General features: G+C 31.7%; 20 protein-coding genes. 12 read left to right on the top strand and 8 right to left on the bottom strand.

Translation table 11 applies throughout. From position 1 onward, the window contains the following. The first annotated feature begins 165 nt into the window (after positions 1-165). The 3 genes from fucP to AC2DGP_RS05290 all read left to right on the top strand — a co-directional run bounded on the left by fucP (position 166) and on the right by AC2DGP_RS05290 (position 5228). Positions 166-1473 carry an L-fucose:H+ symporter permease gene (fucP, locus tag AC2DGP_RS05300; protein WP_484491976.1) on the top strand — a complete coding sequence of 436 codons (1308 nt, stop codon included), beginning with the start codon at positions 166-168 and terminating at the stop codon, positions 1471-1473. Positions 1474-1842: 369 nt separating this feature from the next. After that, positions 1843-3423: a sulfatase-like hydrolase/transferase gene (locus tag AC2DGP_RS05295; RefSeq protein ID WP_484491975.1), complete on the top strand. Its 1581-nt coding sequence runs from the start codon at positions 1843-1845 to the stop codon at positions 3421-3423. Positions 3424-3698: 275 nt separating this feature from the next. Further along, the gene (locus AC2DGP_RS05290) at positions 3699-5228 is read left to right on the top strand and encodes a T9SS type A sorting domain-containing protein (protein ID WP_484491974.1); all 1530 of its coding nucleotides are present in this window, start codon (positions 3699-3701) and stop codon (positions 5226-5228) included. 105 nt (positions 5229-5333) lie between these two features. Here AC2DGP_RS05290 and AC2DGP_RS05285 read toward each other — a convergent pair whose 3' ends face one another. Beyond that, positions 5334-5693, bottom strand: coding sequence for a hypothetical protein (locus AC2DGP_RS05285; protein ID WP_484491973.1), 360 nt, complete (start codon positions 5691-5693; stop codon positions 5334-5336). A 489-nt stretch (positions 5694-6182) separates the two neighbouring features. Here AC2DGP_RS05285 and AC2DGP_RS05280 point away from each other — a divergent pair, with 489 nt between their 5' ends. From AC2DGP_RS05280 to AC2DGP_RS05270, 3 genes are all read left to right on the top strand, one after another. Continuing rightward, positions 6183-7643: a T9SS type A sorting domain-containing protein gene (locus tag AC2DGP_RS05280; RefSeq protein ID WP_484491972.1), complete on the top strand. Its 1461-nt coding sequence runs from the start codon at positions 6183-6185 to the stop codon at positions 7641-7643. A 610-nt stretch (positions 7644-8253) separates the two neighbouring features. Then, complete coding sequence (locus AC2DGP_RS05275) at positions 8254-10848, top strand: hypothetical protein (RefSeq protein WP_484491971.1); 2595 nt, start codon at positions 8254-8256, stop codon at positions 10846-10848. A gap of 234 nt (positions 10849-11082) precedes the next feature. Continuing rightward, positions 11083-12144 carry a hypothetical protein gene (locus tag AC2DGP_RS05270; RefSeq protein WP_484492484.1) on the top strand — a complete coding sequence of 354 codons (1062 nt, stop codon included), beginning with the start codon at positions 11083-11085 and terminating at the stop codon, positions 12142-12144. Positions 12145-12214: 70 nt separating this feature from the next. Here AC2DGP_RS05270 and AC2DGP_RS05265 read toward each other — a convergent pair whose 3' ends face one another. Further along, positions 12215-12736 carry an IS1096 element passenger TnpR family protein gene (locus AC2DGP_RS05265; RefSeq protein WP_484491970.1) on the bottom strand — a complete coding sequence of 174 codons (522 nt, stop codon included), beginning with the start codon at positions 12734-12736 and terminating at the stop codon, positions 12215-12217. Between the two features lie 144 nt (positions 12737-12880). Between AC2DGP_RS05265 and AC2DGP_RS05260 the strand changes: the two genes are divergently transcribed. The 5 genes from AC2DGP_RS05260 to AC2DGP_RS05240 all read left to right on the top strand — a co-directional run bounded on the left by AC2DGP_RS05260 (position 12881) and on the right by AC2DGP_RS05240 (position 18628). Further along, positions 12881-13303 (top strand): PaaI family thioesterase, encoded by a 423-nt coding sequence (locus AC2DGP_RS05260; RefSeq protein ID WP_484491969.1) that lies wholly within the window; start codon positions 12881-12883, stop codon positions 13301-13303. Between the two features lie 10 nt (positions 13304-13313). Continuing rightward, the gene (locus AC2DGP_RS05255; protein ID WP_484491968.1) at positions 13314-14369 is read left to right on the top strand and encodes an isochorismate synthase; all 1056 of its coding nucleotides are present in this window, start codon (positions 13314-13316) and stop codon (positions 14367-14369) included. Positions 14370-14446: 77 nt separating this feature from the next. Beyond that, positions 14447-16120, top strand: coding sequence for a 2-succinyl-5-enolpyruvyl-6-hydroxy-3-cyclohexene-1-carboxylic-acid synthase (gene menD / locus AC2DGP_RS05250; RefSeq protein ID WP_484491967.1), 1674 nt, complete (start codon positions 14447-14449; stop codon positions 16118-16120). Positions 16121-16125: 5 nt separating this feature from the next. Further along, positions 16126-16542: a S1 RNA-binding domain-containing protein gene (locus AC2DGP_RS05245; protein ID WP_484491966.1), complete on the top strand. Its 417-nt coding sequence runs from the start codon at positions 16126-16128 to the stop codon at positions 16540-16542. Positions 16543-16645: 103 nt separating this feature from the next. After that, positions 16646-18628 (top strand): ComEC/Rec2 family competence protein, encoded by a 1983-nt coding sequence (locus tag AC2DGP_RS05240; RefSeq protein ID WP_484491965.1) that lies wholly within the window; start codon positions 16646-16648, stop codon positions 18626-18628. Positions 18629-18677: 49 nt separating this feature from the next. Here the strand turns inward: AC2DGP_RS05240 and yiaA are convergent, their stop codons facing one another. Both yiaA and AC2DGP_RS05230 read right to left on the bottom strand, forming a co-directional pair. Then, positions 18678-19193 carry an inner membrane protein YiaA gene (gene yiaA, locus AC2DGP_RS05235; protein WP_484491964.1) on the bottom strand — a complete coding sequence of 172 codons (516 nt, stop codon included), beginning with the start codon at positions 19191-19193 and terminating at the stop codon, positions 18678-18680. Between the two features lie 79 nt (positions 19194-19272). Next, the gene (locus tag AC2DGP_RS05230) at positions 19273-19692 is read right to left on the bottom strand and encodes a hypothetical protein (protein WP_484491963.1); all 420 of its coding nucleotides are present in this window, start codon (positions 19690-19692) and stop codon (positions 19273-19275) included. Between the two features lie 154 nt (positions 19693-19846). On the opposite strand from AC2DGP_RS05230, the gene AC2DGP_RS05225 reads away from it, so the two are divergent. Then, the gene (locus AC2DGP_RS05225; RefSeq protein ID WP_484491962.1) at positions 19847-21319 is read left to right on the top strand and encodes a hypothetical protein; all 1473 of its coding nucleotides are present in this window, start codon (positions 19847-19849) and stop codon (positions 21317-21319) included. Here the strand turns inward: AC2DGP_RS05225 and AC2DGP_RS05220 are convergent, their stop codons facing one another. From AC2DGP_RS05220 to AC2DGP_RS05205, 4 genes are all read right to left on the bottom strand, one after another. Further along, positions 21320-22552 (bottom strand): purple acid phosphatase family protein, encoded by a 1233-nt coding sequence (locus AC2DGP_RS05220; protein ID WP_484491961.1) that lies wholly within the window; start codon positions 22550-22552, stop codon positions 21320-21322. A gap of 156 nt (positions 22553-22708) precedes the next feature. Continuing rightward, a complete protein-coding gene (locus AC2DGP_RS05215) occupies positions 22709-23425 on the bottom strand; it encodes a YebC/PmpR family DNA-binding transcriptional regulator (RefSeq protein ID WP_484491960.1) in 717 nt (238 codons plus the stop codon). A gap of 164 nt (positions 23426-23589) precedes the next feature. Beyond that, positions 23590-23979, bottom strand: a complete 390-nt coding sequence (locus tag AC2DGP_RS05210; protein ID WP_484491959.1) for a group III truncated hemoglobin — start codon at positions 23977-23979, stop codon at positions 23590-23592. 3 nt (positions 23980-23982) lie between these two features. After that, positions 23983-24333, bottom strand: a complete 351-nt coding sequence (locus tag AC2DGP_RS05205; RefSeq protein WP_484491958.1) for a cupin domain-containing protein — start codon at positions 24331-24333, stop codon at positions 23983-23985. Positions 24334-24360 lie beyond the last annotated feature (27 nt).

Below are 24360 nucleotides of genomic sequence, written 5' to 3'. Positions count from 1 at the left end.
GTAAGACGATTCTGTTAGAGGGAAAAAAGAGGGATTTGTCCCTCTTTTTTTATTTGGTAACAGTGCATTAACACTTGGGGTTATGACAATGTTAATGAAAAATTAATCATAATTGTTAATCTTGTAGAGTTAAAAAAAACAAACAAAGACTTAAACTAGAAGTAAATGAAAAAACAAAATAAAATAGCAGTTGTTTCAAGAGAAAACCTTATTCCCTTTATCTTAGTAACATCTTTATTTGGTCTATGGGGATTTGCGAATGCAGTTACGGACCCCATGGTACAAGCTTTTAAAAAAGTGTTAGAATTATCAAATTCTGAAGCTGCATGGGTTCAAATGGCATTCTACGGAGGCTATTTTTGTATGGCCTTGCCTGCTGCTATGTTTATGAGAAAGTATTCTTATAAAGTGGGAATTCTAATTGGACTTGGATTGTACTCTGTCGGTGCGCTTATGTTTTATCCAGCTGCGATTTCGGAGGAATTTTGGTTTTTTTGTATGGGACTTTATGTATTAACATTTGGATTGGCTTTTTTAGAAACAGCTGCAAATCCTTACGCCTTAGCAATGGGAGCAAAAGAAACAGCAACCCAACGATTAAATTTAGCGCAGGCTTTTAATCCAGTGGGGTTGATTGCGGGTTTGTTTGTTGCTCAACAATTTGTATTAAAAAACTTACAGTCCGATGATATTGCGGATTTTTCTGCATTAGAAGAGGCTTCGAAAGTATTGATAAAAACAGCTGATCTTTTGGTGATTAGAAATCCGTATGTGATACTTGGTTTAGTGATTATGGGAGTTTTTGTGTTGTTTTTGATGAGTAAAATGCCTCAATCTAAAGAAGAAGGAGCGATGCCAAAAATTGGTGAAACATTTGCTACGCTTGGAGAAAACAAGTCTTATGTTTTGGGTGTTGTTTCACAAATATTATATGTAGGAGCACAAATTATGTGTTGGACTTATATTTACCAATATGCTGAAGGAATAGGCATTGATAGTGTAACAGCTGGATATTATCAAATGTTTGCATTTGTGTTATTTACAGTAGGAAGAGCTTTTGGTACGTACATGTTAAGGTTTATGAATTCAGGAAGATTGTTAATGTCTTTTGCTGTATTAGCAATGATTTCATTATTGGGGACTGTTTTTATCCAAAATGCCTATGGGTTATATTGTCTAGTGGGTGTTTCCTTTTTTATGTCATTGATGTTCCCAACTATTTATGGGATAGCTTTAGGTAATTTGACGGAAGAGCAGTCCAAAGTTGGTTCTGCTGGTTTAGTGATGGCAATTGTGGGTGGTGCATTAATGCCCAAAATGCAAGGTCTAATTATTGATGCAGGTGGATCAGGTGTTTCGGATACGGAAATAATGGGGGTTTCTGAAGTGAATTTTTCTTTCGTGTTACCTTTATTGTGTTTTGTATTTATTGCCTGGTATGGAAAATCGATGAGTAAAAGTGTATCAGCCTAAACGAAGTAACAAAATAAATTCAAATGAATAGTCTAAATATCGGGAATGATAAGGATTGGAGAGAAGAAGATGCGGCTTACAGTTATAGTTTTAAAAAGACTGTTTTAAGGCATTTTATACATTATGAATGTCGATTATAGGTTCATAAAGATGCTGGTGTTAGAAAAGCAATATACTTTGGTACATGGAATTATATTGAGTCAATAGTAAGGGATGCAAAAAATGAGAGAGGTGAAATGCTTTTGGCTTAGTAAAAGATTAAGGAGAAACTAAGAAAAGATTAACTATGGAGACTGCAGTAACAAAAAAGGCTAAGAATTAATTAGTTCAGATACTTGAGTCTTTATCTAATAAAATTAGAAATAAATTATGAGAAATTTTAAATATCAATTGTTGTTTTTGACTTTAGGGCTTTGTTGTTTTAGCGGTGAGGCACAAAAGAAAAACTTGTTATTTATCATCACCGACCAACAAAGGTATGATGCTTTAAGTATTGCTGGAAATGAAGTTCTGGAAACACCAAATTTAGATAGATTGGCTAATGAAGGTGCTTACTTTAAGAATGCATACACCCCATGCGCTGTATGTGGACCGGCTAGATCTTCTATTTTGACAGGTCAAACTGTTGAAAATACTGGGGTTAATACAAATGATAAAACGTATCATTATAATGAAACACCAGTAATGACTTCTATAACTTTCGATGAGATATTAGATGAGCAAGGATATACATGTGAATACTATGGAAAATGGCATACGATGTCAACTCATTCCAAAGTGTATAAGAATCCTAAAAAGAAAGCGGATAATGGTAAATCGATGTTCGATCATGGTGGTCAGAATTATTTGTACCAAGATTATTTGAATGAGGCCTTTCCTAAAAGAAAACCGAAGAAAGGACAACTTATGGATAAATTCTCTAAAAGACCCTATATTCCGGATCCAATAGATGTGAATTTTGGTAAAACTTACGAGGAGGTTCGATCTGAGAAGCAAAAATTAACTCAGCCTGATTACCATGGGCAATCTGTAATTCCTGAGGATCATACAATTACCGCATATTACGGAAAGGAGACGATTGATGCGATTGAACGTTTAAAAGACAAGCCATTTAGTATTACCTGCTCGTTTCATTTTCCTCATGCGCCTATGCTTCCATCATTGCCTTATTATGGAATGTATCCAGCAAAGAAAATGGCTCCACCGTTAAGTATTCATGATGATATGAAAAACTCACCTTATGCGAATGCGAATGGGAGAAAAAGTTTAACTCAGTTTGCAGATCAGGAGAAAATAAAATATATGATTTCAAATTATTATGGACTAGTTAAAGAAATGGATATTTGGGTCGGAAAAATCTTGAATAAATTAGAGGAAGAAGGCCTTACAGAAAATACTTTGATAATTTTTACAAGTGATCATGGTGAAATGTTGGGAGCCCATGGAATGAGAGAGAAAAATGTGTTTTATGAAGAATCGTCTCATATCCCATTAATAATAAAAGATAAAGAGGCGATTTCAACTGCAATATCATTGAATCAATATGTTTCAACTATTGATTTATTTCCTACTATTTTGGATTATTTAAACATTCCTGGTGAATATAAATCTGACGGAAAAAGCCTAAGAGGAATTATTGAAGATAAAGATAAGGAGCATGGAAAGTATGTGGTTACAGAATGGGATTATAGAGGAGATATTTCTCCAAACTATATGATAGTAAAAGATAATTGGAAACTAATGATTCCCTATTCTGTTTCATCCAAAGTAATCAATGCGATGTATAACCTAAATGATGATCCGTATGAGATGAATAATCTATTGGGGAAAAACCCTAATAAAACTCAATATGAGAAGAAAGTAGAAGAACTGAAGGAATGCTTATTAGAGTGGTTAGCAAATAAAAAATCAAAACATTATAATGGAGTGAAAAACAGAGAGTTAATTTAAAAAAAAAGAGCTGTGTTTTGTAGTTTTAAGGATGACATATTCAATTAATTGGATAGAATGAACTTGAAGGAAATCAAAGAAAAAGAAGAAATGGGATACATCAATTAATAAAAGCAAAAAAATGAAAAAGAGTTTTTTAATATTTAATAAAATACAAATAATGGGTTCTAACAACTCAGGTATGGTATTTCAATACTAACAAATTTATGGGGCATGTATTTAATGAGAGTATTTCTCTAATGACCTTTAAACTTTTAACTAAAACAATTTCTCAAATGAAAAGCAAGACATTACTATTATTAATTTTATTCTTCGGAATAATTGTTTCTGCCAATTCTCAGGAAAACATAGATCTTTATATTTGGGCTGGGCAATCAAATGCCATGGGCTGGAAAGGAGATGGTGCGTTTTACCCTGCAGATCCGGACAATTTAGATACTTCAATCAGATTAAATCAGACACTAATGAGAAGTAATAATCCGGATAAACCGTTTACAACTGATGGTTGGGTTACTATGCAAGCTCAAGAAGGATTGTTTGATGATGGGCATTTTGGTCCTGAAGTTACCTTTAGTCGAAAACTCAAGCAAGCAGGTTATAATCCGGCCATTTTTAAGTTTGGACAAGGTGGATCAAGTTTGTATGAGGATTGGCAAGGTCCTGGGGATGGAATGAATTATGATCGAATGATCAGTAAACTAACTGAAGCTATTGATGAATTAGAAGCCGAAGGACATACGGTTAATATTAAAGCTTTTGTTTGGATTCAAGGAGAACATGATGCTCAGGCTCATACCTTCCCTGAAGATTATGAAACAAGACTTTCTTCACTGATATTGAATATTCGTAATTTTGTTGGAAATAGTGTATTACCCGTAGTTTTAGGTGTTGATGAACAACATAGAAATGTCGTTGATTATCCGGCGATTCATAATGCTCACCAGAATATTGCGCAAAATGATGTAAATATAAAGTTTACTTCAATGTATGGTTTTCCTAAAGCAGATGGATCTCATCTTACACCTCATGGTTTGGTAGCACATGGAGAACATTTATTTGATAACTACAATATTTTGCTTTCATCAGAAAAACCCTCTGAAAATTGCGTTGTTTCATCCTCAGGGACGAATCAAACAAAGGCAAATGTTTCATGGGGTCAATCTTTCAAACCAGATTGTTCTGGATTTTTGTCAGAGTTAACGTTCGATTCAGCATCAACAATAAATTCTTCCTTTACAATTTCAATAAGAAATGGTCCAGATTGTTATGCAACAGAGCTTCTTAATCAAAGTATTTCATCCATTACCGATGGAGATAACACAGTCCTATTGTCAAATCAAATTTACTTAAACGGGGAACACAATTACTATATCAATATTAGTTCTGATTTAGATGAAGAATGGCGTGTTCGCTATAGTGATTCTGACCAAATAATAGGGAATTTAAGAACTTATACAGACGAAGAAACTAGCACATCTTGTGGATTGAGTTACCCTAGCTATGATATGTCATTTTCAGTTTCAATTACTGAGAGTACACTGCATACAGATAAACAGGAACAACTTTTAAATGCAACTTATATAGCACCAAACCCAACTGAATCTGTAGTGAGTATTTATTTAAATGATCTTAAAGAAGTTTCTTTAAAAGTTTATGATATAAATGGTAGAGAAATATATAATAAGGATAACATAAATTCAGTCATTCAACAAATTGATTTAAGTAATGTTGCTACTTCTGGTATGTATTTGGTTCAGATTAATACCAAAGGCTATCAAAAAACCCACAAGCTTCTTATTCTTTAATAAGTACTAATAAAAAGAAATGTAAAAACGTTCCGCAATAGTGCATTTGCTCTATTGCGGAACGTTTTTTTGTTTCCAAATATCAGGAAGTGTAACTTACTCGATCTAATTTTTATAAGATGTAGTGTCTCTATACCTCCCAACAGACCATGGGGGAAACATATCAAATGCTCTTAATGGTTTATTCCTATAAGGCTCTGATTCACTATCTCTAATATGAGTTCTCCTGTATGAAAGGACTCCAGAAATTACATAAGTTTTGTTATTCCCTTTTCCATTTTTAGATTTGAATAAATCCAAAACATCTGTAACATATCTTACGGTGTAAGGTCTGTCAATGAAACCAAGCTCCCAAATTGCTAAAACATGTTTTAAAACTTTATCTCTGTGATTTTTTAATTTAGGATTTTCTAAAGACATTAATAATCGTTGTAAAAAAACTCCATCGATACCATAAGTCTGCATCCATTTAAAATGAAGGTCTATGGTTTGAGAATCATTTGAGGAGTATAACTTTACAGATTCACCATTTTTACAAGTTTAGCCAAGTGCCATAAAGTTTTTTAGTTAAATATTTTATTAATTTTGAAAACCTATCTATGGTAAGTGTTTCAGCATTTAAATCTTTTGGCCCTGTTCCCCAATGAGTCCATTTGTTTAATTTGAAAGAATCTCCTTTTGTGGTGAAACAACCTTAATGCCCGCCGTGTGTATGGTTCAAGAGGTCTTGCGCAAGTAACCCTATGCAATAAAGAGTGATACATAGTATGCATCTTTTTTGTCTTAATTTATAGTTATTTGATAGAATTAATCGAAAAGGTTATTCTGACATTAATTTTTTATTTTAAAAAAAATAGACATTTTTTTAAATTTTTCTAGTCTATTAATATAATAATAAGACTTAATTAAGTTAGCGGCATAATTTTACTAATTATTAATTAAAAAATATTAATCATGAAAAAAATTACACAATTTAAAAATGTATTCTTACTTAGTGCTGCACTACTAGTGTCATCTGTTGTTGCGGCGGCTGATATTTATGTAAAATCAGATGGTAATGATTCAAATTCTGGTGCAGACATTGACAATGCACTAGCTACTTTAGATGCAGCCTATACAATGGCGAAAGGGACTTTAGCTGAAAATGATAGGATTATCATTAGTGGTACCCTAACTGTTGCTTCTTCATTGAATGTAAATGATACTAGTGGTACAATAACATTTATTAGTCATGATGATGTGGATGTTGTTTCCGGAGTTCAGGGGGTAATTTCTAATTCTGGTGGTATTAAAGTATTTAACCTGAATAGTTCGAGCGTGGCTACATCGGTATTCTCAGGTTTGGAGTTTACCAATATTGCTGGTGCTAGTAATGGAGGTGGCTTATTTAGTACTGTTGGTTCTGGGTCAAACACTAGTTTTACGGATTGTACCTTTACCAATAATAGTAATTCGGCAGGAAATGGGAATATTTATATTACTAATTCAACGGTGTCTTTGACAAATTGTGTTTTTGACAGCAATAGCACAGCTAACGGAAGCGGAGGAGCCATTTATGTTGGTTCTCTAGCAAATGTAACTGTTGTAGATTGCGTGTTTAAAGGCAACAGTGCAACAGATGCAAGTGATACTTCTACTGGTGGTGCAATTTCAAATTCTTCTACAGGTTCCGTTACGATTACGGGGTCTACTTTTTACGATAATTCAGCAGATCGTCAAGGTGGTGCAGTTTATACGACTGGAGACAGTAATTTATCAATGACAAATGTAACCATGTTTGAAAATACGATAACTACAACGCTTTCGCAAAGGGGATCAGCATTTAGAACAGATTCAACTGGAACTGTTAGTATTACGAATAGTTTGATATATGGAAACACATCTCCAAATGCAACGACATCAGCAGATATTGCTTTTGGTGGATTAGGGAATTCAGCATCGGTAACACATGTACTTTCAGGTAGCTATCGTAAGATTGTTGACTTCACTCTAACAGATATAGGTTCTGATTTGGAAGCAGATTTGGCAAGTTCAATGTTAACATGGAGTCCAAGTGAAGGGCTAGGAGCAGTTACATATGGTATTGCTACTTCAGGTAATTCGCCAATTGATTACGGTTCAGATGGTGAGGATGTTGGAGCTTGGGATTCAGGGTTAACGCAACCGTCATTATCAGTAAATGTTATTGATGCTTTAAATAATTTCGTAGTGAAAAATTTATCGAATGGTAATGTGAAATTTGAGTATCCAGGTATTGTTTCTGGAGAGGTATATAATTTATTAGGTACAAACATTACTTCTTTTGAAATGAACGGAGCCTATACTTTAGATACATCAAGTATGTTAGCAGGTATTTATGTTTTAAAAATAAATATTAATGGGGAGTCGGTAACAATCAAGTTTATTGTCTCATAGAGCTTCATAATAAATTAGTTTAGTTTAAAAACCACAGTTGTAAGGACTGTGGTTTTTTTTCTGTAAAAGTATATTTAAACTATTTTAAGAGTTTAAAATCAGATACCTTAAAAATTAAGTCGCTTAAAGTGTAAATAAATAATACCTAACTAAAAATAATTACGGTTTAGTGCATTTATGATAGATATTGGTTTTGAAGTTTTATATTTTCATTTTGGCATTTAGTAATTATACGAAAAGGTGTTTAGTTAGAGAGGCTACTTAACTTTTTAAAATTATTTATTTTTATTTAAACGATTGAAACTTTGCAATTTCTAGATAAAAATTAGTTTTATTTTCGAAGTGAAAAATAGAAGATGCTTTTTATCATATCGATATTTGACTATCTTTGAAATAAGGTAGTGTTTTATTTAGTGCTAATGCAACGTTTAGATGCTTGTCACGTATCGAAATGTTTATTTTTTTTGTGATATTGATAGAGAACTAAACACAATACTTTTGTTAAAATGTAAATTTTTATTTGTAAAATTGTATTGCCTGTCAGACAGTAGGCTAAAAATAATTAAGAGATATCTTAATTATAAAGCGTAAATTATATTCCATTTTTTCCATGATTTTAAAATTGCGATTAATATTATTTTTAAGTGTTTTATTTTGTTTAAATGAAGTTTGCTCACAGTCTTACGGTGTTCAATTTTCAGGTCAAGATGTAATTTTGGACGAAAGAACAAGCTTAAATGTTTTTCCTAATGGATTTAGAACATTTGACAATGAATTCGAGATGAAATTTAACTTGAATCTTAAAAATAACAGCTTTGGATATATTTTTAGGGTGATAAATGAAGAAGGTGATAATCTTGATTTAATTAATAATATAGACAAAGGAATAAACTTTAGTTTAGTAGGTAATAACAACGAGAAACCTAATGTTTTATCTATTTTTCAAGAAAAATATATCGATGATACATGGATTGATGTTAGGGTAAAATTTTTATTGTCAAAAAACGAGGTCATTCTATACTTATATGACGATATTTATGTGATGCATGGAGTAAATTTTAAATCTGTAGATCGTTTTAAGATTTTCTTTGGTGGTACTGATTACAATTCATTTACGAACACAGATATTCCGTCCATGTCCATTCGAGATTTAAAAATATTTGAGAATGGTAAATTGCAATTGTTTTTCCCTTTTGATGAAAATGATGGAAATATTGCTCATGATAAAATAAGCAATCACAAAGCGACACTTAAAAACCCTAATTGGATTGCTCATCTACACAATCATTGGAAGGAAATTGCAGAGCAAGAGGTGGACGGCTATGTCTTAAGTGTCTATAATGAGTTAAAGTCAGAAGTTTATTTATTGCAACAAGATATATTGAGAATATATGATGTAAAAGGAAATAAATTTAAAAAGATAAATTATTCTTCAAAACCTCCATTTCTTTCAGAAAGTTTTGAAGCCGTTTACAATATAAAAAACAATAAAATATATTGTTACTCAATTGATGAACGAAAAATTTATATTGTAAATCCAAGCACAGGTGATTGGAAACCAGATTTTCCCCTTGATGATACAGTTGATATCAATAAGAAAGAATACCAACAGCACAATAGTTACTATAGTGCATTGGATAACTCAATACATGTTTTTGGAGGTTATGGACAATATCGCTACAGGAACGATTTAATTAAGTATCAAATAGATACTAAAACATGGTCTGGTTTCAATAAAAGAGATTCGCTATTTACACCTAGATACCTCGCAGGAATCGGTGTTTTAAATGACTCTATTTATTTATTAGGAGGCTATGGAAGTGTTTCAGGAGATCAAGTTATGAATCCCAAAAGTTATTATGATTTAGTTGGGTATTCATTGGAAAATGAAGCAATGTTTGAAAAACAAAAAATTACCGAACTTTTTGATGGAATGAGTGTTTCGAATACTTTTTACATAGATAAAAACACGAAGGATTTTTTTGCACTTGTTTATGATAAAAATAGTTTTATCGGAAATTTACAGCTAATAAAAGGTTCTTTAATTAACGGAGAGTTGGAGATCTTAGGTCAAGAACTTCCGTATAGTTTTATTGATGTAAAATCGAAATCAAAGCTGTTTTATTCAAAAAAGGCTAAAAAATTGTTAGGTTTTAAGTCCTATATAACGGATTCCTTGAAAACGAAGTATAGCTTACATACTATTAATTATCCTCCAAATAAATTAGCCTTGCAAAATAATGAAGAGCTAGATGAAAGTAACTTCAGTATTTTGTATTTTACGTTAGCCGTCATTTTGTTGACTGCCATGATTTTATTGTTTTATTTTTGGAAGAATAAAAAAATGAAGCTTAAGGAGAATAACATAATATTAGATGCTGAACCGTTATCGAAAGAAGAGACTTTCTCTAATACTGAGATAGAAAATTCGGTTAACAAAACGAGGATTAAAATACAGGATTCAAGTAAGGAAAAATTATCAGAGTATGATTTTGTATTATTTGGCGGCTTTCAGGTTTTTGATGCATCGTCTAATGATATAACAAGTAAATTTTCTCCACTTCTAAAAGAGTTGTTTTTGCTTATATGGGTATTTACGGTAAAGAATAATAAAGGAATTTCATCTGAAAAGATTGTAGAAATATTATGGTATGATAAATCTCCAAAGAGTGCTCAAAATAACAGGGCTGTAAATGTAGCAAAACTAAGAACGATTTTGAGTTCGATAGGAGACTATGAATTAAGTAAAAAAACAGGATATTGGAAAATAATCGAAAGAAATAATAATATCAAATGTGATTATTTTGATGTTGTAAACATGGCCTCTTCAAAATCAGAACTAACTAAAAATGATATTGATTACTTGATGAAAATTACAGAGAAAGGGCCTTTTTTATTAAACGTAAATTATGAATGGTTAGATAATTTTAAAGCTTATGTTTCAGATTCAATAATTGATGCGTTAGTTACATTTGCAGAAAATTTTGACATTAAGGAGGATCCGGAATTCATTATCAAGCTATCTGATTGTGTCTTTAATTTTGATTCTATCAACGAAGAAGCCATGGCCTTTAAATGTAAGGCGCAAAATCTTATGGGGAAGCATAGTTCTGCAAAATTAACATATGCGAAATTTGAAAAGGAATATGAATTATTATATGGTCAAAAATTTGAATTATCTTTTACAGAGGTTATTCAAGATTAATTATTTCTCTCAGTTAAAAAGGCTCGAAATTTATTTCGAGCCTTTTCTTATTTTGTCCACTTGAAAATTGAATCTAACCAGTATCTTTGAAAGATTGACCATTTAAAGATAGAGTTAAGAGCATCTATATTTTTAGATCTTTTTGATTTAAAAGAGACTTAAAAGTCCTTTTATTTGAGTAAGTTTGTGGTAGCTTCTTGTGATTTTTTTCAAGAAGAATTAGACTATAGAATTATGGAAGAAAAATTAATTTCTAAGAAGAAGCCGAGTTTTCCGATCAGTGATAAGTTAAAAGATTATTTAAAAAAATATAGTAGAAACGTACACATGCCTGTGTTGTATGATGATTTGTTGCGTTATTCTGGTGGAATTGAGGTATATGATAAATCTGGTGCAGATACCTTTTGGATCCGGGTTTATTATCCTGAATTTGAGCGTGAGGAAATAGATAGAAGTTTAAAAAGAATTTATAGTATTCTGCATGCCGATGGTAGTGAAGACTCTATACCGTTTTTGAACATTGATGCTGTAGATTTTTGCACCTTTGGAAACTCTAAACCTTTTAGGGTAAAAGTAAGAAACATCCTCAATGATAACTATATGTATATGTACATTAAAAAGGCAGATGCATCTCGTGTTTATGGGTTGGAATTAGAACATCTTTTATCTCCCGATAGGATTAATTTTTTAGTATACAAAGATACGATTGTAGAAGAGCATATTCAGGGGATTCCTGGAGATGTTTTTATGAATGAGGGATACAAGAATTTTTCTTCACGTGATCAGAAGCAACTTTCTAAAGAATTTGTAAAATTTAATGAACGATGTATTATTCGTTTGTTAGGAGATATGCGTTCTTATAATTATGTGATTGTACCAACGCATGATTTTGATCAAGTACAGTATAGAATTAGGGCAATAGATTTTGACCAACAGTGTTATGAGGGTAAGTTTAAGGTATACATGCCACAGTTTTTAAAAGAAAATAATTTGTTTGTGCAAATGGTACATGAAAATTTGCATGAACAATCTATTAATCAGTATAAAATTGAGGAACGATCGGCTATTTCAAAAAGAATTTTACGGGTACATGATCGTGTATTGCATTTATTAGATTGTATGTCTGAGAATGCAATTTCTACGCCCGAAAAAGTGGAGCAATTGAAAGCAGATTTGTTGGTGTATACCAAAGATGTAAAATTCAAAAAATGTAAAAGTATGGGAGATTTACTTGGCGTTGCCTTTGAGTTTGTTGTTAGGAATTATGAAAATGAGAATCACTTTTTGATACATTAAGAATTAGAATAAGATAAAAAGCGCCCAAAACTATCGTTTTTGGGCGCTTTTTATTTTGAGGAATATCTAACTAATAGATATCGGTATCTAAGTCATCTAAACTTTGATGTTCTCCAAAGTTGTCAAAATCATCTTCTAATCCATAAGGGTCATTATCAAATCCTGGTTCTTTATCAGATGTAAATTCTTTTTCTGGTGCTTTTTCAGGTACATCACCAATCGTCAAGACTAATTTAGGAAGTTTATCTTCTGAAGTATCAGAGACTTCAACTATCTCAACAAAGAAAGTCCACATTTCTAAAAAGTCATAAACATAGATAAGTTTTTCACCTTCGTCCTCTATGTTTTGTTCTATAGTGGTGGTTGCCATAGATAGCGCACCTTGATTATCATCCATATTAATTAATGGAATTTCTTCACCTTGGTTCCAGTCATCATCAGTTCTATAAAATGACGCCATTTGTTGACCATTAAAACCAAATACATTGGCAATGGTATTATGTAGGTCTTCAAGAGTATTTTTAGAATCTATAGCAATAGTTCTGATAACATCTTCCTTTACATCTAGTACAACTCTAATTTTATAGATCATAATTTTTTCATTTTTGATACTGCAAAATTAGGCTATCCCTAGGTACAAATCAAAAAATAAAAGAGAATATTTCATGAAATAATTCATCCGATATGAAATAAGATTGCAACATAAATTGTATTTTTATGCTCTAAAAACTAAGGTATGGATCGTGCTAAAATGCTGGAGCTGGCGAATAAAATTACTAAGAATACTTTGATGGAAACATTAGAGATTGAGTATATAGATGTTGGTCCTGATTATTTGATTGCAACCATGCCCGTAACACCAAAAGTTCATCAGCCGTTAGGTTTGTTACATGGTGGGGCGACAGCTGCTTTAGCAGAAAGTGTAGGAAGTGCTGCTTCACATTTATTGATTGATACAAATTCCTTTGAGGTGAGAGGTATAGAGATTACTGCAAATCATCTTAAAAGTGTGCGATCAGGAGTTGTAACTGCCAAAGCAAGTGTTTTACATAAAGGAAAAACAACACATTTGTGGAAAATAGAAATTCGTGACCAAGAGGATAATTTAGTCTCGTTTTGTAAACTAACAAATATTGTTTTACCAAAAACAAAAAAATAAGAATTCTAGCTTGATACAATTTTATTTACTGCTTAAAAAATTAGCAGAAGCATACGAGAATGGATTGCCTTTTGTAGGTTATAACAAACCCAATTCATCAGTAATTAATAGTTTTTTTCAGGAGGACGATACGCTCCATTATGTGAAAGATTTTTCTGAGGAAGGATTTGTTTTTTCTCCTTTTGATGCTAAGGAAAAGACAGTATTGATCCCTAATGAAGTGTCGTTTTCTGCTGAGGTGAAATTTGATAAAAGAGCTTACCAAGGTAATGCTATTAGGGTTGGAGAATCTGAAGAAGTAAAAAAAAATCATATTGATTTTGTAACGCGAACAAGAGAGAAAATTCAAAGTTCTAATGTTTCAAAAATTGTGATTGCAAGAGCTAAAGAAGTTTCGAATATAGAAATAGATGTTTTTGAGGTGTTTGAAAGATTGGTACAAAAGTACAAGCATGCTACTTGTTATATTTGGTTTCATCCTAAAGTTGGTTTGTGGATCGGAGCAACACCAGAAACTTTGTTGGAAACAAAAAAAACTCATTTTAAAACAATGTCTTTGGCCGGGACACAGCGGTATATTGATACACTTGATGTTGTTTGGGGCGGCAAAGAATTAGAAGAACAGCAGTTGGTTACGGATTATGTACTGTCAAATTTAGAGTCAGTTACCAGTACTTTAGAAGTTTCTAAAACCTATACTGCAAAAGCAGGTGCCTTGTTGCATTTAAGAACTGATATACAAGGACAATTTGATAAAGAAAATTCTGTTTCTAAATTGATTAATGTGTTGCACCCAACGCCAGCAGTCTGTGGTTTTCCTAGAGAAGAATCTAAAGCTTATATCCTTCAAGAAGAAAAATTTGATAGATCATTTTATACAGGTTTTTTTGGAGAATTGAATGTAAACCAAATGTCTTCTTTATATGTAAACTTACGTTGTATGGAACTGCTGGAGAAAAAAACTATTCGTTTGTACGTTGGTGGTGGTATTACAGATAAAAGTAACCCTGAGAAGGAATGGGAAGAAACCGTTGCAAAGTGTAAAACAATGGAATCTATTTTGTAATTTTACACACTTAAAATTTTAAGTTGTTTGGGCGTTTTGTTCAAGTTTCTTGAAAATAATTTTAGGTTTTGTAATAGATGAAATACCCAAAAAATGATCTTGCTCAATTAGTAATAGCATCTTGCCTTGCCAATGGCATTGATTCTGTTGTAATATCTCCAGGGTCTAGGAATGCTCCTTTAACGATTGGCTTTACAAGTCATCCTGAAATAAAAACTTATAGTATCGTTGATGAAAGGTGTGCGGCTTTTGTAGCACTGGGAATGGCGCAACAAAAAAGAAAGCCTGTAGCTTTGGTTTGCACGTCAGGTTCCGCTTTATTAAATTATTACCCAGCGATTTCCGAAGCATTTTATAGTGATATTCCTTTGGTAATTCTATCAGCAGATAGACCTGAGAATTTGTTAGAAATTGGAGATGGTCAAACAATTCGTCAAAAGAATGTATTTGAAAATCATGCTATTTACAATGCGAATTTGATTACTGGTGAAAGGGAGCACAATGCAGAAGAAATAAAAAATGCTTTATTTCAGGCGGTTGTGAATAAAGGACCTGTGCATATAAATATTCCTTTCGATGAACCTCTGTATGAAACAGTAGATACTATTTTATCATTGGATACAGTTGAACATTATGATTTTTCTAAAAGTTTTTTAAAGGAGACTCCTTTAGATGTAGACATGTTACAATTGTATGCGGATAAATGGAATAGTGCCTCGAAAAAGATAGTTCTGATCGGAAGTAATTTTCCAGATGACTTATTGCAAGTTCAAATGGAGCATTTATTGAAAGATCCGTCTGTATTGGTTTTTACTGAGACTATTTCGAATATAAAACATGAACGTTTTTTTAATTCTATAGACCAGTTATTATTTCCTTTAGAAGAACAGGATTTCGAAAAATTGCAACCAGAAATTTTGATTACTCTAGGTGGACTAGTAGTTTCTAAAAGAATTAAACAGTTTTTTAGAAAATACCAACCTAAAGAGCATTGGCATGTGAACGAAAAAAGAGCTTTGGATTCTTTTCATTGTATGACACGTCATTTTGAAATTTCTGCTCAATTATTTTTTAGTCAATTTTTCTTTTTAACAAAGGAGAAAGAAAGTTCTTTTCATCATGATTGGATGCGAGTAAATAAGCGAAATAGCATAAAACATGAGGAGTATTTAAACCAGATTCCATACTCTGATTTTATGGTTCACGATATGTTATTGAAATCTTTTCCTAAATCTATTCAATTGCAATTGAGTAATAGTTCGATTGTGCGCTATAGTCAATTGTTTGATTTACATTCTTCTCTTAAAGTTTTTTGTAATAGAGGAACGAGTGGGATTGATGGAAGTACTTCAACCGCTATTGGTGCGGCAATGTCTACCAAAGAACAAGTTGTTTTTGTTACTGGAGATATTAGTTTTTTTTATGATAGTAATGCCTTATGGAATCAGTATATTCCAAAAAGTTTTAGAATAATAATTATAAATAATAATGGAGGAGGGATATTTAAATTTATTCCTGGTCCTTCTAATAGTGGAGCGTTAGATTATTTTGAAACTCCACATGGACTAACAGCTGAGTATTTGTGTAAAATGCATAGCTTAGCATATAGTACTGCTTCTGATGAAGAGAATTTAAAAGAAGCCTTGAAGGAATTTTATGACGTTTCTGAGCAACCAAAATTGTTAGAAATACATACACCTTCAGAAATAAATGATAGAATTTTAAAAGAATATTTTAATAATTTAAAATAGAAGAAATGGAATTAGAAGTAGGAGAAAAGGTCGACTTGGTTATTGGTCGTTTTACAAATGTTGGAATCAGCGTTTTGGTAAATGACGAGTACGAGGGCTTATTATATAAGAACGAAGTTTTTAAACGTGTTAGAGAAGGCCAGAAGGTAGTTGGATACATAAAAAAACTTAGAGAAGATGGAGGGATTGATGTTTCATTGCAGCCTATTGGATTTTTAAATAAAATTGGTCCGAATGAAACTGTAATTTTAGAGAAATTACAAAGTTTAGATGGTGGATTTATTGGTTATAATGATAAAAGTAGTCCAGAAGATATCAAGTATCATTTTAAAATGAGTAAAAAATCTTTCAAAAGTGCTATTGGTGGATTGTATAAAGCAAAGAAAATTGAAATTTCTGATAAAGGAATTCAGTTGTTGTAATTCATAGATTTTACTAAAGAATTAAATGTCAAAAAAAGTCTCTGTAAATTTTACAGGGACTTTTTTGTTGGTCCAAAACTATTTTTAGTAACTTAAAGTTGCTATGAAATCTTTTTTACATTTTATCCCAACACATATTTTTGTGTTATATAGTGCTGGAGTATTATTTCAGTACTATTTCCCTTTGTTTAATTCTACAATTATTCTATTTTGGATAGTCATTTTTTGTCTCATTGGACTGAGACTATATAAGTATTATCAATATTTCTTTTGTTTGTTGATTTTTACCTTTGGCATGCTGTCTTTACATCTGAGAAACAGTCCTGTTCAAGAATCGCAAACGGTTAAAACAATGATCACTCTAGTTATTGAGGATGTTTTAAAAGAAACTGATTATTCATATAGTTATATCGCCTTATATCAGAATCCTAAAAGAAATAGGGGCTCTGAAAAAATATTGCTTAGAGTAGAAAAAAGGCATCAAACCTTCCAGTTTTTGATCGGAGATCAGCTCATAGGTTATTCTAAAATTGAAGTAGTTTCATCTAAAAGAAATCCATACGATTTTGATTATAAAAAATATTTAGAGAAACAGAATATAAAAAGACAAGTTTCACTAAAACACGGAAGATGGAAGCGGTTAGACGGATATCGATTTTCATTGAAACGAATTGCATTTCAATTGCGGCATAAACTGATAGGTTCCTTGACTCAAAAAATAAAGAACAAAGAGGTGCTTTCTGTATCCTTGGCGTTATTGTTAGGAGAACGTCAATACATTTCATCAGAATTACAGAAGAATTACGCAAACGCTGGCGTCATACATATATTAGCAGTTAGTGGATTGCATATTGGTATCATTGTACTGTTGTTATATTTTATATTTCAGCCCTTAAAAAGAATCAAACATGGTGTAATAATAGAGTTTGTTTTAATATTTCTGCTTTTATGGAGTTATGCCTTTTTAGCTGGTTTGTCTCCATCTATTGTAAGAGCGGTGGTTATGTTTTCATTTATTTCATTTGGCCGGGTGATAAACCGAAGAGGCAATGTTTTTCATTCACTTATTACTTCTGCTTTAATTTTAGTTTTGGTAAATCCCTTTTATTTATTTGATCTTGGGTTTAAAATGAGTTATATAGCTGTATTTTCGATTGTCATTTTACAGCCTATTATTTCTAGGCTATGGAAACCAAAAAACAGCGTAATAAAATATTTATGGAACCTGTCGACTGTTTCTATGAGTGCTCAATTGGGCTTGTTGCCGTTAAGTTTGTATTATTTTCATCAATTCCCCGGTTTGTTTATAATCTCAAATTTAGTCGTATTGCCAGCCTTAGGTTTGGTTTTAACATTTGGCTTTTTTGTTTTGTTATTGTCCTATTTTAGAATTGATATAGACGTATGTTATCACATATATAGCAGTGTTGTGCAATTATTGAACGATTTTATTGCATGGATTTCTGTTCAAGAAAAATGGTTGTTAGAGAATATATATTTTTCAAGTGCTATGTTGTTAAGTTCATATGTAATATTATTCTTGGCTTTGGGCACGTTTTATAAAATTAATACAAAGCGTTTATATGCTTTAGGGTTTTCAGTATTGGCTTTTCAGGGTGTCATATATTATGAAATGCTTCAACGTAAAAATTTAGAGGAGTTGATTATCTATCAGCAGTATAAAAAAAGCTGTATCTCAATTAGTAGAGGAGGGCGATTAAATTTTTATGGTCCTGATATTGAAAAAGAAGACAAGCTAGTTCAATATTATGTAAATAAAACGGGGGTAACTTTGGACAGCTTGTTTAAAGAAGTACCACCAGTGATTTTTTTTCAAGATAAAAAGATATTGATCATTGATGCGAACGCAGTTTACAAGGTTTTAAATTTTACTGACGGAATCCTTGTATTGAAAGACTCACCCAAATTAAATTTGGAAAGGTGTATAGATTTTGTGAAACCAAACATGGTTATTGCTGATGGCTCCAATTATCCCTATTTAAAAGAAAGATGGAAAAAAACTTGTTCAAAGTATAGAATTACTTTTCATGATACACAAAAAGATGGAGCATTTGTTTTAAAATAAAAAGCCACTTCTATTTTGAAGTGGCTTGAAAATTTTTGGATCTGTGAGATTAACTAGTTGTCTTTTGGTCAGTACTCTCAGACTCTAGAGATTCTATATATGCCTTATCTCTGGTGTTTTTTTGAACTGCTATCGCGGCAAATAAACTTAGTAGATATGACATTGCATAAAATCCTTTTTCACTAGCTAATAGATCTGCATTCCAAAGTCCGATTGTTAATAATACAAGAGCGGAGAGTGCAGAAAACCAGCTTATATTATGGTACATTTCTGTCACTTTTAATCCTTCTAATTTGTCTCTTACACTTTTTTGAAGCGACACGGCTGAGAATAATCCAAATAATAGAATGGTAAAATAATAGCCACGTTCGTTTAATAACATGTCGGAATTCCATAAACCAATACAGTAGGCAAGAGTTCCGGCTAATAGAGCGAACCAAGATGCTCCGATAAATGCCGGTGTTGGTTTTTGATCAAATTGCAGCGTTCTTTCCTTTTTAGATGATTTTATTTTTTTATTTGATGAATTTTCTTCTGTTACGTCACTTTTAAAATTATAGTCCATAATAATTGATGTTTTTCGTTAATAGTTGTTTGTTTATTTTCTCTTGTTGTTTTGAATGAGAACGTGTTGCGATGTTTGTTTACATAATAACAGCTATAAAAATGTAGCTGATGAGGTTTCCAATAAAAAGTGGAATGAAAATTTTTTTGATATTTTTTTTAAGAATAAATTTTACGGCAAAAGCTTCAATAATTACACTTCCAAAACACATTAAAACAAAAGTCATGATCCAGTTAATAGAGTTAAAAGATCCTTTGAAAAAAAGTGTGTCGGCTACCAAATGCCATAGAAGCATACCAAAGGTCATAATAAATGTTCCAATGATTCCAGAAACTAGATTTCCTATAAATGATATAAAAAACGAGTTTATCCACGAAGTTTTTAAAAAATATTTAATTGTGATGAGTTCGATAGCAATGGTTCCAATTATGATAAACCAAAACTCTAGAAAGGTTTGACTCACATAAACAGCAGGCCAAATGACATTTAAAAATTGCATATTATTTTATTAGGTTGTTAATACTGATGCAAAGATGCCTGACATTTAATGAATTGTAAATTCTATTTAGGTGAAAAACTTACGATTTAATATGTTTAAAAATATTTATATTGATCTATTTTAGTATGTTTATATTTCTTAAACTTACGATATAATGAATGTAAATAAAACCATTATTGACACATTTTCTTTAGATCAAAAAAAAGAGTTTCTATCGATTCTAAAGAAAAAGAACAGAAGGGGAGATGTTAAGAATATAGAATTGTTTTTAATGTTATCACATGGTAAAGAGGACAAATCTATGGATATTGCTCTTTATGGTGCATCTAACAAAGGTGCTTATCACGCCATAAGTAAAAGACTACATGATTCTTTGATTGAGTTTATTGCAAGTGATAATTTCTCTAAGGGAAATTCCAATGAAACTTTTGTTTCAAAACTGTTGGAAGCTAGTAAGTACTTTTTTTTATGTAAAAGAACTGAACTTGCATTTAAGACCTTAAAAAAGGCTGAATTAAAAGCTCAGAAGCATGACCTCTTTCTGTTGTTACATGAGATATATCTGCTTAAAATGCAAAATTTACATAAATCCAAGGTGTATCATTTTTCCGAAGTGAAACAGGATTTTGAGAAAAATAAATTGCAGTTACAGCAGCAAGAGAATTTGCAATTGTTTTATGCAACAATTCAATTCGAGTTGGAAAATACTACTGCAAGCCCCGAAGAAGTCTTAGAATATAATTTAGAGAAATTTGCCATTACTGCTTCTAATGGATTGCACTTTGCAGCATTGATAAAGATTATAGAGGTGTTCAATACAGTGGCTCATGTCACGGGTAAACACATCAAATTATGGTCTTATGTAGAGAACATGATGGCTGAAATAGAGAAAAAACATATAGAAGTAGAGCGTTATCTTCCCGAAAAAATACAGTTGTTATTCTATTTGGCAAACTTTAATTTTAGGACGAGAAATTTTGAGGCTTCCAATAAATATTTGGAGGAAATGCACGCTCATATGTTGCTAAAGAAAGGGGGGTATTACAATCATTTTGTTTTAAGATATAAGTTATTGAAAATTTTAATAGCACTTTTTTCAAATAGAATAGACGTGGCATTAATCACTTTAGATGATTTGCCTAAGGAAATTTCTAAAACAGAAGAATATTATGATCTATTACTAGCAAGAGTTGTTGTTTTATTTTTTAAAGGAGAAATTCTTGAGGCTTACAGAGTTTATTCGGAATTTTATCATAGTGATGTTTGGTATACTCAAAAAGTAGGGACTCTTTGGGTTATTCAGAAAAATTTAATTGAACTATTGTTGCTTCTAGAACAGGATTCTTACGATCTGTTTCAAGTAAGATTAATGAGTTTTAGAAAAAAACATAAAAGTTTACTCAAAAATAAAAATGAGGATCGGGTTCTTGAATTTGTCAAATTGATTACTGTTTATTACAAAGATAACTCCTGTGTCGAAAATGACTCTTTTAAGGGAAAAGTGAATGATTTGATAAACCAAGATACCAAAACAGAAGATGTTTTTATTCTTTGTTTTTATGCATGGATAAAATCAAAAATAGATAAAAAAGAATTGTATACTGCTTGTTTAGACTTGTTACTATAATTATTTGGTGATGATAAAGCTGTCAAAACTTTTACCGCTAATAGAGTTGATACCTTCAAATTTTAATATCTTTCCATCGATGGAAATTAAAGAAAAACTAGGTACATGTTCAAAATGTGCTACGATGCTTCCATCTTCACAGTTTTTTGTGTCACTTGGATCAGGACTCCATTTTTTATTCAATTTTCCACCTGCTCCCACGGTAATAGAAATAAAGCTTTTGTCTAATTTTTTGTAAGAGGATTGATTCTTAATTTCAGGATCTATGTCGCCGTTTTCATTATAAGGCTTCAATCTCTCATAGGTATGCGCATGTCCGTTTAAAAGTATATCTACATTGTAATCTGCTAGAATCTTGTATATAGAAATGACAGACTCATAGTTGGGTTTGTACGAGCATGTTTTTCCATTGTGATGTAAATAGACGATGGTCCAATCAAATTTTCCCTTATTAGATTCTAGTGTTTTTTGTAGCCATTTTATTTGCTCTTTGTAATTGTAGAACTCTCCTTTAGAGGAATCTAGACCAATAAAAAGTGCATTAGAATATGAGAAACTATAATAATGTTCGTTATTTGGTAATGACCATTCTTTTTCAAAATTGTGTTCTGGGTCCGAATACCAATCATGATTCCCAGGGACTGGATAAAACGGAATATTTTTGAAGACTTCTTGAAATGGCTCAAACAATTGTTTGTCGTAAAATTTACTTTCTCCTTTTGCATATACGATATCTCCTAACCCCAATCCAAAATTAGGTTTGTTTTTTAAATTTTCAATACGCTTCGCAGGCTCGTCTGCAAAACTTTGAGGTAATTTGGCTCCAATATCACCTAATGCATAGAAGCTAAATGCATTTTTTTTCCCTTTTGGGTTTGTGATGAAATAATAATCTTCACCACTAGCTAGTTTAAAACCGTTAGAGTAAATACTGTAATAATATTTTGTGTTTGGTTTGAGTTTGTCAAGTACGACTTCATTAAACTTATTATTTTCATGCAGACTCAGTGATCCTGATACTCGTATTGTCTTATCCGATTTTTCTTTATGTATTTCAACATAGCAGTTCTCCGCAATATTATTTGTTTTCCATGTAATTGTTGTGGATTTTTCTCTTACCATTTGTAAATAAGGTTCTCTGAGCAATAAAGGTTGTTCAGGGTTGTCATTATTCATGAATGTTGTAAAAGCAAAAAGAATTGGAAGTAGTAGTGTAAAAAGTATTTTTTTCATACAAATAATGCCGTTAAAATAGTAGTTGGGTAAAACTACATTTTTTTTGGAGTATAAATTTTAGTTTGACGGAAATGAGTCAATATTTGACGAATTTTACCCATAAAAAAACCGCTTTTTTTTGAAAAGCGGTTTTTTTATCTTGATAGAAGTATTTTACATCTCTAAAGAATGATAGACATTTTGAACATCATCATCTTCTTCTAATTTTTCTAATAATTTTTCTACTTCTGCTTGTTCAGCTTCTCCCAATTTTTTAGTTGTAGTCGGGATTCGCTCAAAACCAGAAGAAAGTATTTCTAAGTTATGTTCTTCAAGGTATCCTTGAATGGCACCAAATTGTTCAAACGGACCATATATTAAGATTCCGTCTTCATCTTGGAATACTTCTTCTACATCAAAGTCCATTAATTCTAATTCTAACTCTTCTAAATCAATATCAATACCTTCAGATTTTATTCTAAAGTTACAAGTATGGTCAAACATAAAAATTACAGACCCAGAAGTTCCAAAAGTACCATTACATTTATTAAATGCGGCACGTACATTGGCTACCGTTCTGTTGTTATTATCGGTTGCCGTTTCGCAAACAATTGCAATTCCATGAGGTGCGTAACCTTCAAACAAAACTTCTTTGTAATTAGCTGTGTCTTTATCTGTTGCTTTCTTAATAGCACGTTCTACATTGTCCTTAGGCATATTTGCTGCCTTTGCATTTTGCATTACAGCTCTTAATCTAGAGTTGGTGTCAGGGTTTGGTCCACCTTCCTTTACAGCCATCACGATATCTTTTCCAATACGTGTAAAAGTTTTGGCCATTGCTGACCAACGTTTCATTTTTCTTGCTTTACGGAATTCAAATGCTCTACCCATTTCTAAATGTAATTTACTTCTGTTAAAATTTGTGAAGCAAATGTAAAAATTACTGCCCTAGTTTACAACTTTTATTTATACTTGATGGTTGTCAATTATTATAGGTTAGGAGGGGAGAAAATTTCTACAAATACTTTTATTTCAAGTAGAATACTTCTATAAAATTATTTCGGTCTATGATTCCAAATAGCCATAAATTGACCATGAGCCATACGTCTGGACACTTCCTTTGCTTTGGTTGCTAAATCGCCTGAGTAGAGCTCGTCTATAGTTTCAAACCAAAGTTGCAACCACAACCCAAAATGAACTTGATCTACTTTGTGGTGTAAGTTTTTGTCAACATTGATATGTTTCATGGTCGGACTTCCTTTGAATTTTGGAATACCAAATAGATTTGTTTCCCAAAAATCAGTAAGTTTTTCTAAGTGTTCTGGCCAACTATTCTCAGGGATATGCTTGTTAAAGATTGGACCTAAGGTTGCTTCGGTTCTAATTTTATCATAAAAGTTATGTACCAATAATGCTATATCTTTTCTTGACTCAATTGCTTTCATGATCTATTTTGTTTCAACTCCATGAATAACCTGCTCAACTCTATCGATAGTATCTTGCTTTGATAATGTCAATCGAACAATACTATTTTCTTGAGCGAATAAATCGTGCGGTACATTAGCTTCAAGACTGATGATAGCCCCTGAATTAAAGGAATGTACTTTTCCTTTTACTCCAAAATCAACCAATCCCTCAAGGACATGCACAATAATTGGAAATTTGGTTTTGTGTTCTTTCATAACCTGGCCTTTCTTCATTAGAATACGAATCTCTTTAGAAAAGTCAGTTTCTAAAATTACTTTCGTTTTAACTTTGTCTTCAAATTCTAATTCGTTGTTGAATGATGTAATTTCCATTTGAATGATTTTGTGGAGTAAAATGTT

It is taken from the genome of Flavicella sp. IMCC45537, from assembly GCF_057197705.1.
Note: the sequence above shows the minus strand (reverse complement) of the source record. Positions and strands in the feature narration are given on the sequence as shown.

Bases quoted from the DNA above. Each gene is read 5' to 3' on its own strand.
- AC2DGP_RS05210 (WP_484491959.1), bottom strand. From the start codon at position 23,979: ATGAAAGCAATTGAGTCAAGAAAAGATATAGCATTATTGGTACATAAC.
- AC2DGP_RS05270 (WP_484492484.1), top strand. From the start codon at position 11,083: ATGGAAGAAAAATTAATTTCTAAGAAGAAGCCGAGTTTTCCGATCAGT.
- AC2DGP_RS05260 (WP_484491969.1), top strand. From the start codon at position 12,881: ATGGATCGTGCTAAAATGCTGGAGCTGGCGAATAAAATTACTAAGAAT.
- AC2DGP_RS05245 (WP_484491966.1), top strand. From the start codon at position 16,126: ATGGAATTAGAAGTAGGAGAAAAGGTCGACTTGGTTATTGGTCGTTTT.
- AC2DGP_RS05285 (WP_484491973.1), bottom strand. From the start codon at position 5,693: ATGCAGACTTATGGTATCGATGGAGTTTTTTTACAACGATTATTAATG.
- AC2DGP_RS05295 (WP_484491975.1), top strand. From the start codon at position 1,843: ATGAGAAATTTTAAATATCAATTGTTGTTTTTGACTTTAGGGCTTTGT.
- AC2DGP_RS05280 (WP_484491972.1), top strand. From the start codon at position 6,183: ATGAAAAAAATTACACAATTTAAAAATGTATTCTTACTTAGTGCTGCA.
- yiaA (WP_484491964.1), bottom strand. From the start codon at position 19,193: ATGGACTATAATTTTAAAAGTGACGTAACAGAAGAAAATTCATCAAAT.
- AC2DGP_RS05215 (WP_484491960.1), bottom strand. From the start codon at position 23,425: ATGGGTAGAGCATTTGAATTCCGTAAAGCAAGAAAAATGAAACGTTGG.
- AC2DGP_RS05205 (WP_484491958.1), bottom strand. From the start codon at position 24,333: ATGGAAATTACATCATTCAACAACGAATTAGAATTTGAAGACAAAGTT.
- AC2DGP_RS05265 (WP_484491970.1), bottom strand. From the start codon at position 12,736: ATGATCTATAAAATTAGAGTTGTACTAGATGTAAAGGAAGATGTTATC.
- AC2DGP_RS05225 (WP_484491962.1), top strand. From the start codon at position 19,847: ATGAATGTAAATAAAACCATTATTGACACATTTTCTTTAGATCAAAAA.
- menD (WP_484491967.1), top strand. From the start codon at position 14,447: ATGAAATACCCAAAAAATGATCTTGCTCAATTAGTAATAGCATCTTGC.
- fucP (WP_484491976.1), top strand. From the start codon at position 166: ATGAAAAAACAAAATAAAATAGCAGTTGTTTCAAGAGAAAACCTTATT.
- AC2DGP_RS05290 (WP_484491974.1), top strand. From the start codon at position 3,699: ATGAAAAGCAAGACATTACTATTATTAATTTTATTCTTCGGAATAATT.
- AC2DGP_RS05240 (WP_484491965.1), top strand. From the start codon at position 16,646: ATGAAATCTTTTTTACATTTTATCCCAACACATATTTTTGTGTTATAT.
- AC2DGP_RS05275 (WP_484491971.1), top strand. From the start codon at position 8,254: ATGATTTTAAAATTGCGATTAATATTATTTTTAAGTGTTTTATTTTGT.
- AC2DGP_RS05220 (WP_484491961.1), bottom strand. From the start codon at position 22,552: ATGAAAAAAATACTTTTTACACTACTACTTCCAATTCTTTTTGCTTTT.
- AC2DGP_RS05230 (WP_484491963.1), bottom strand. From the start codon at position 19,692: ATGCAATTTTTAAATGTCATTTGGCCTGCTGTTTATGTGAGTCAAACC.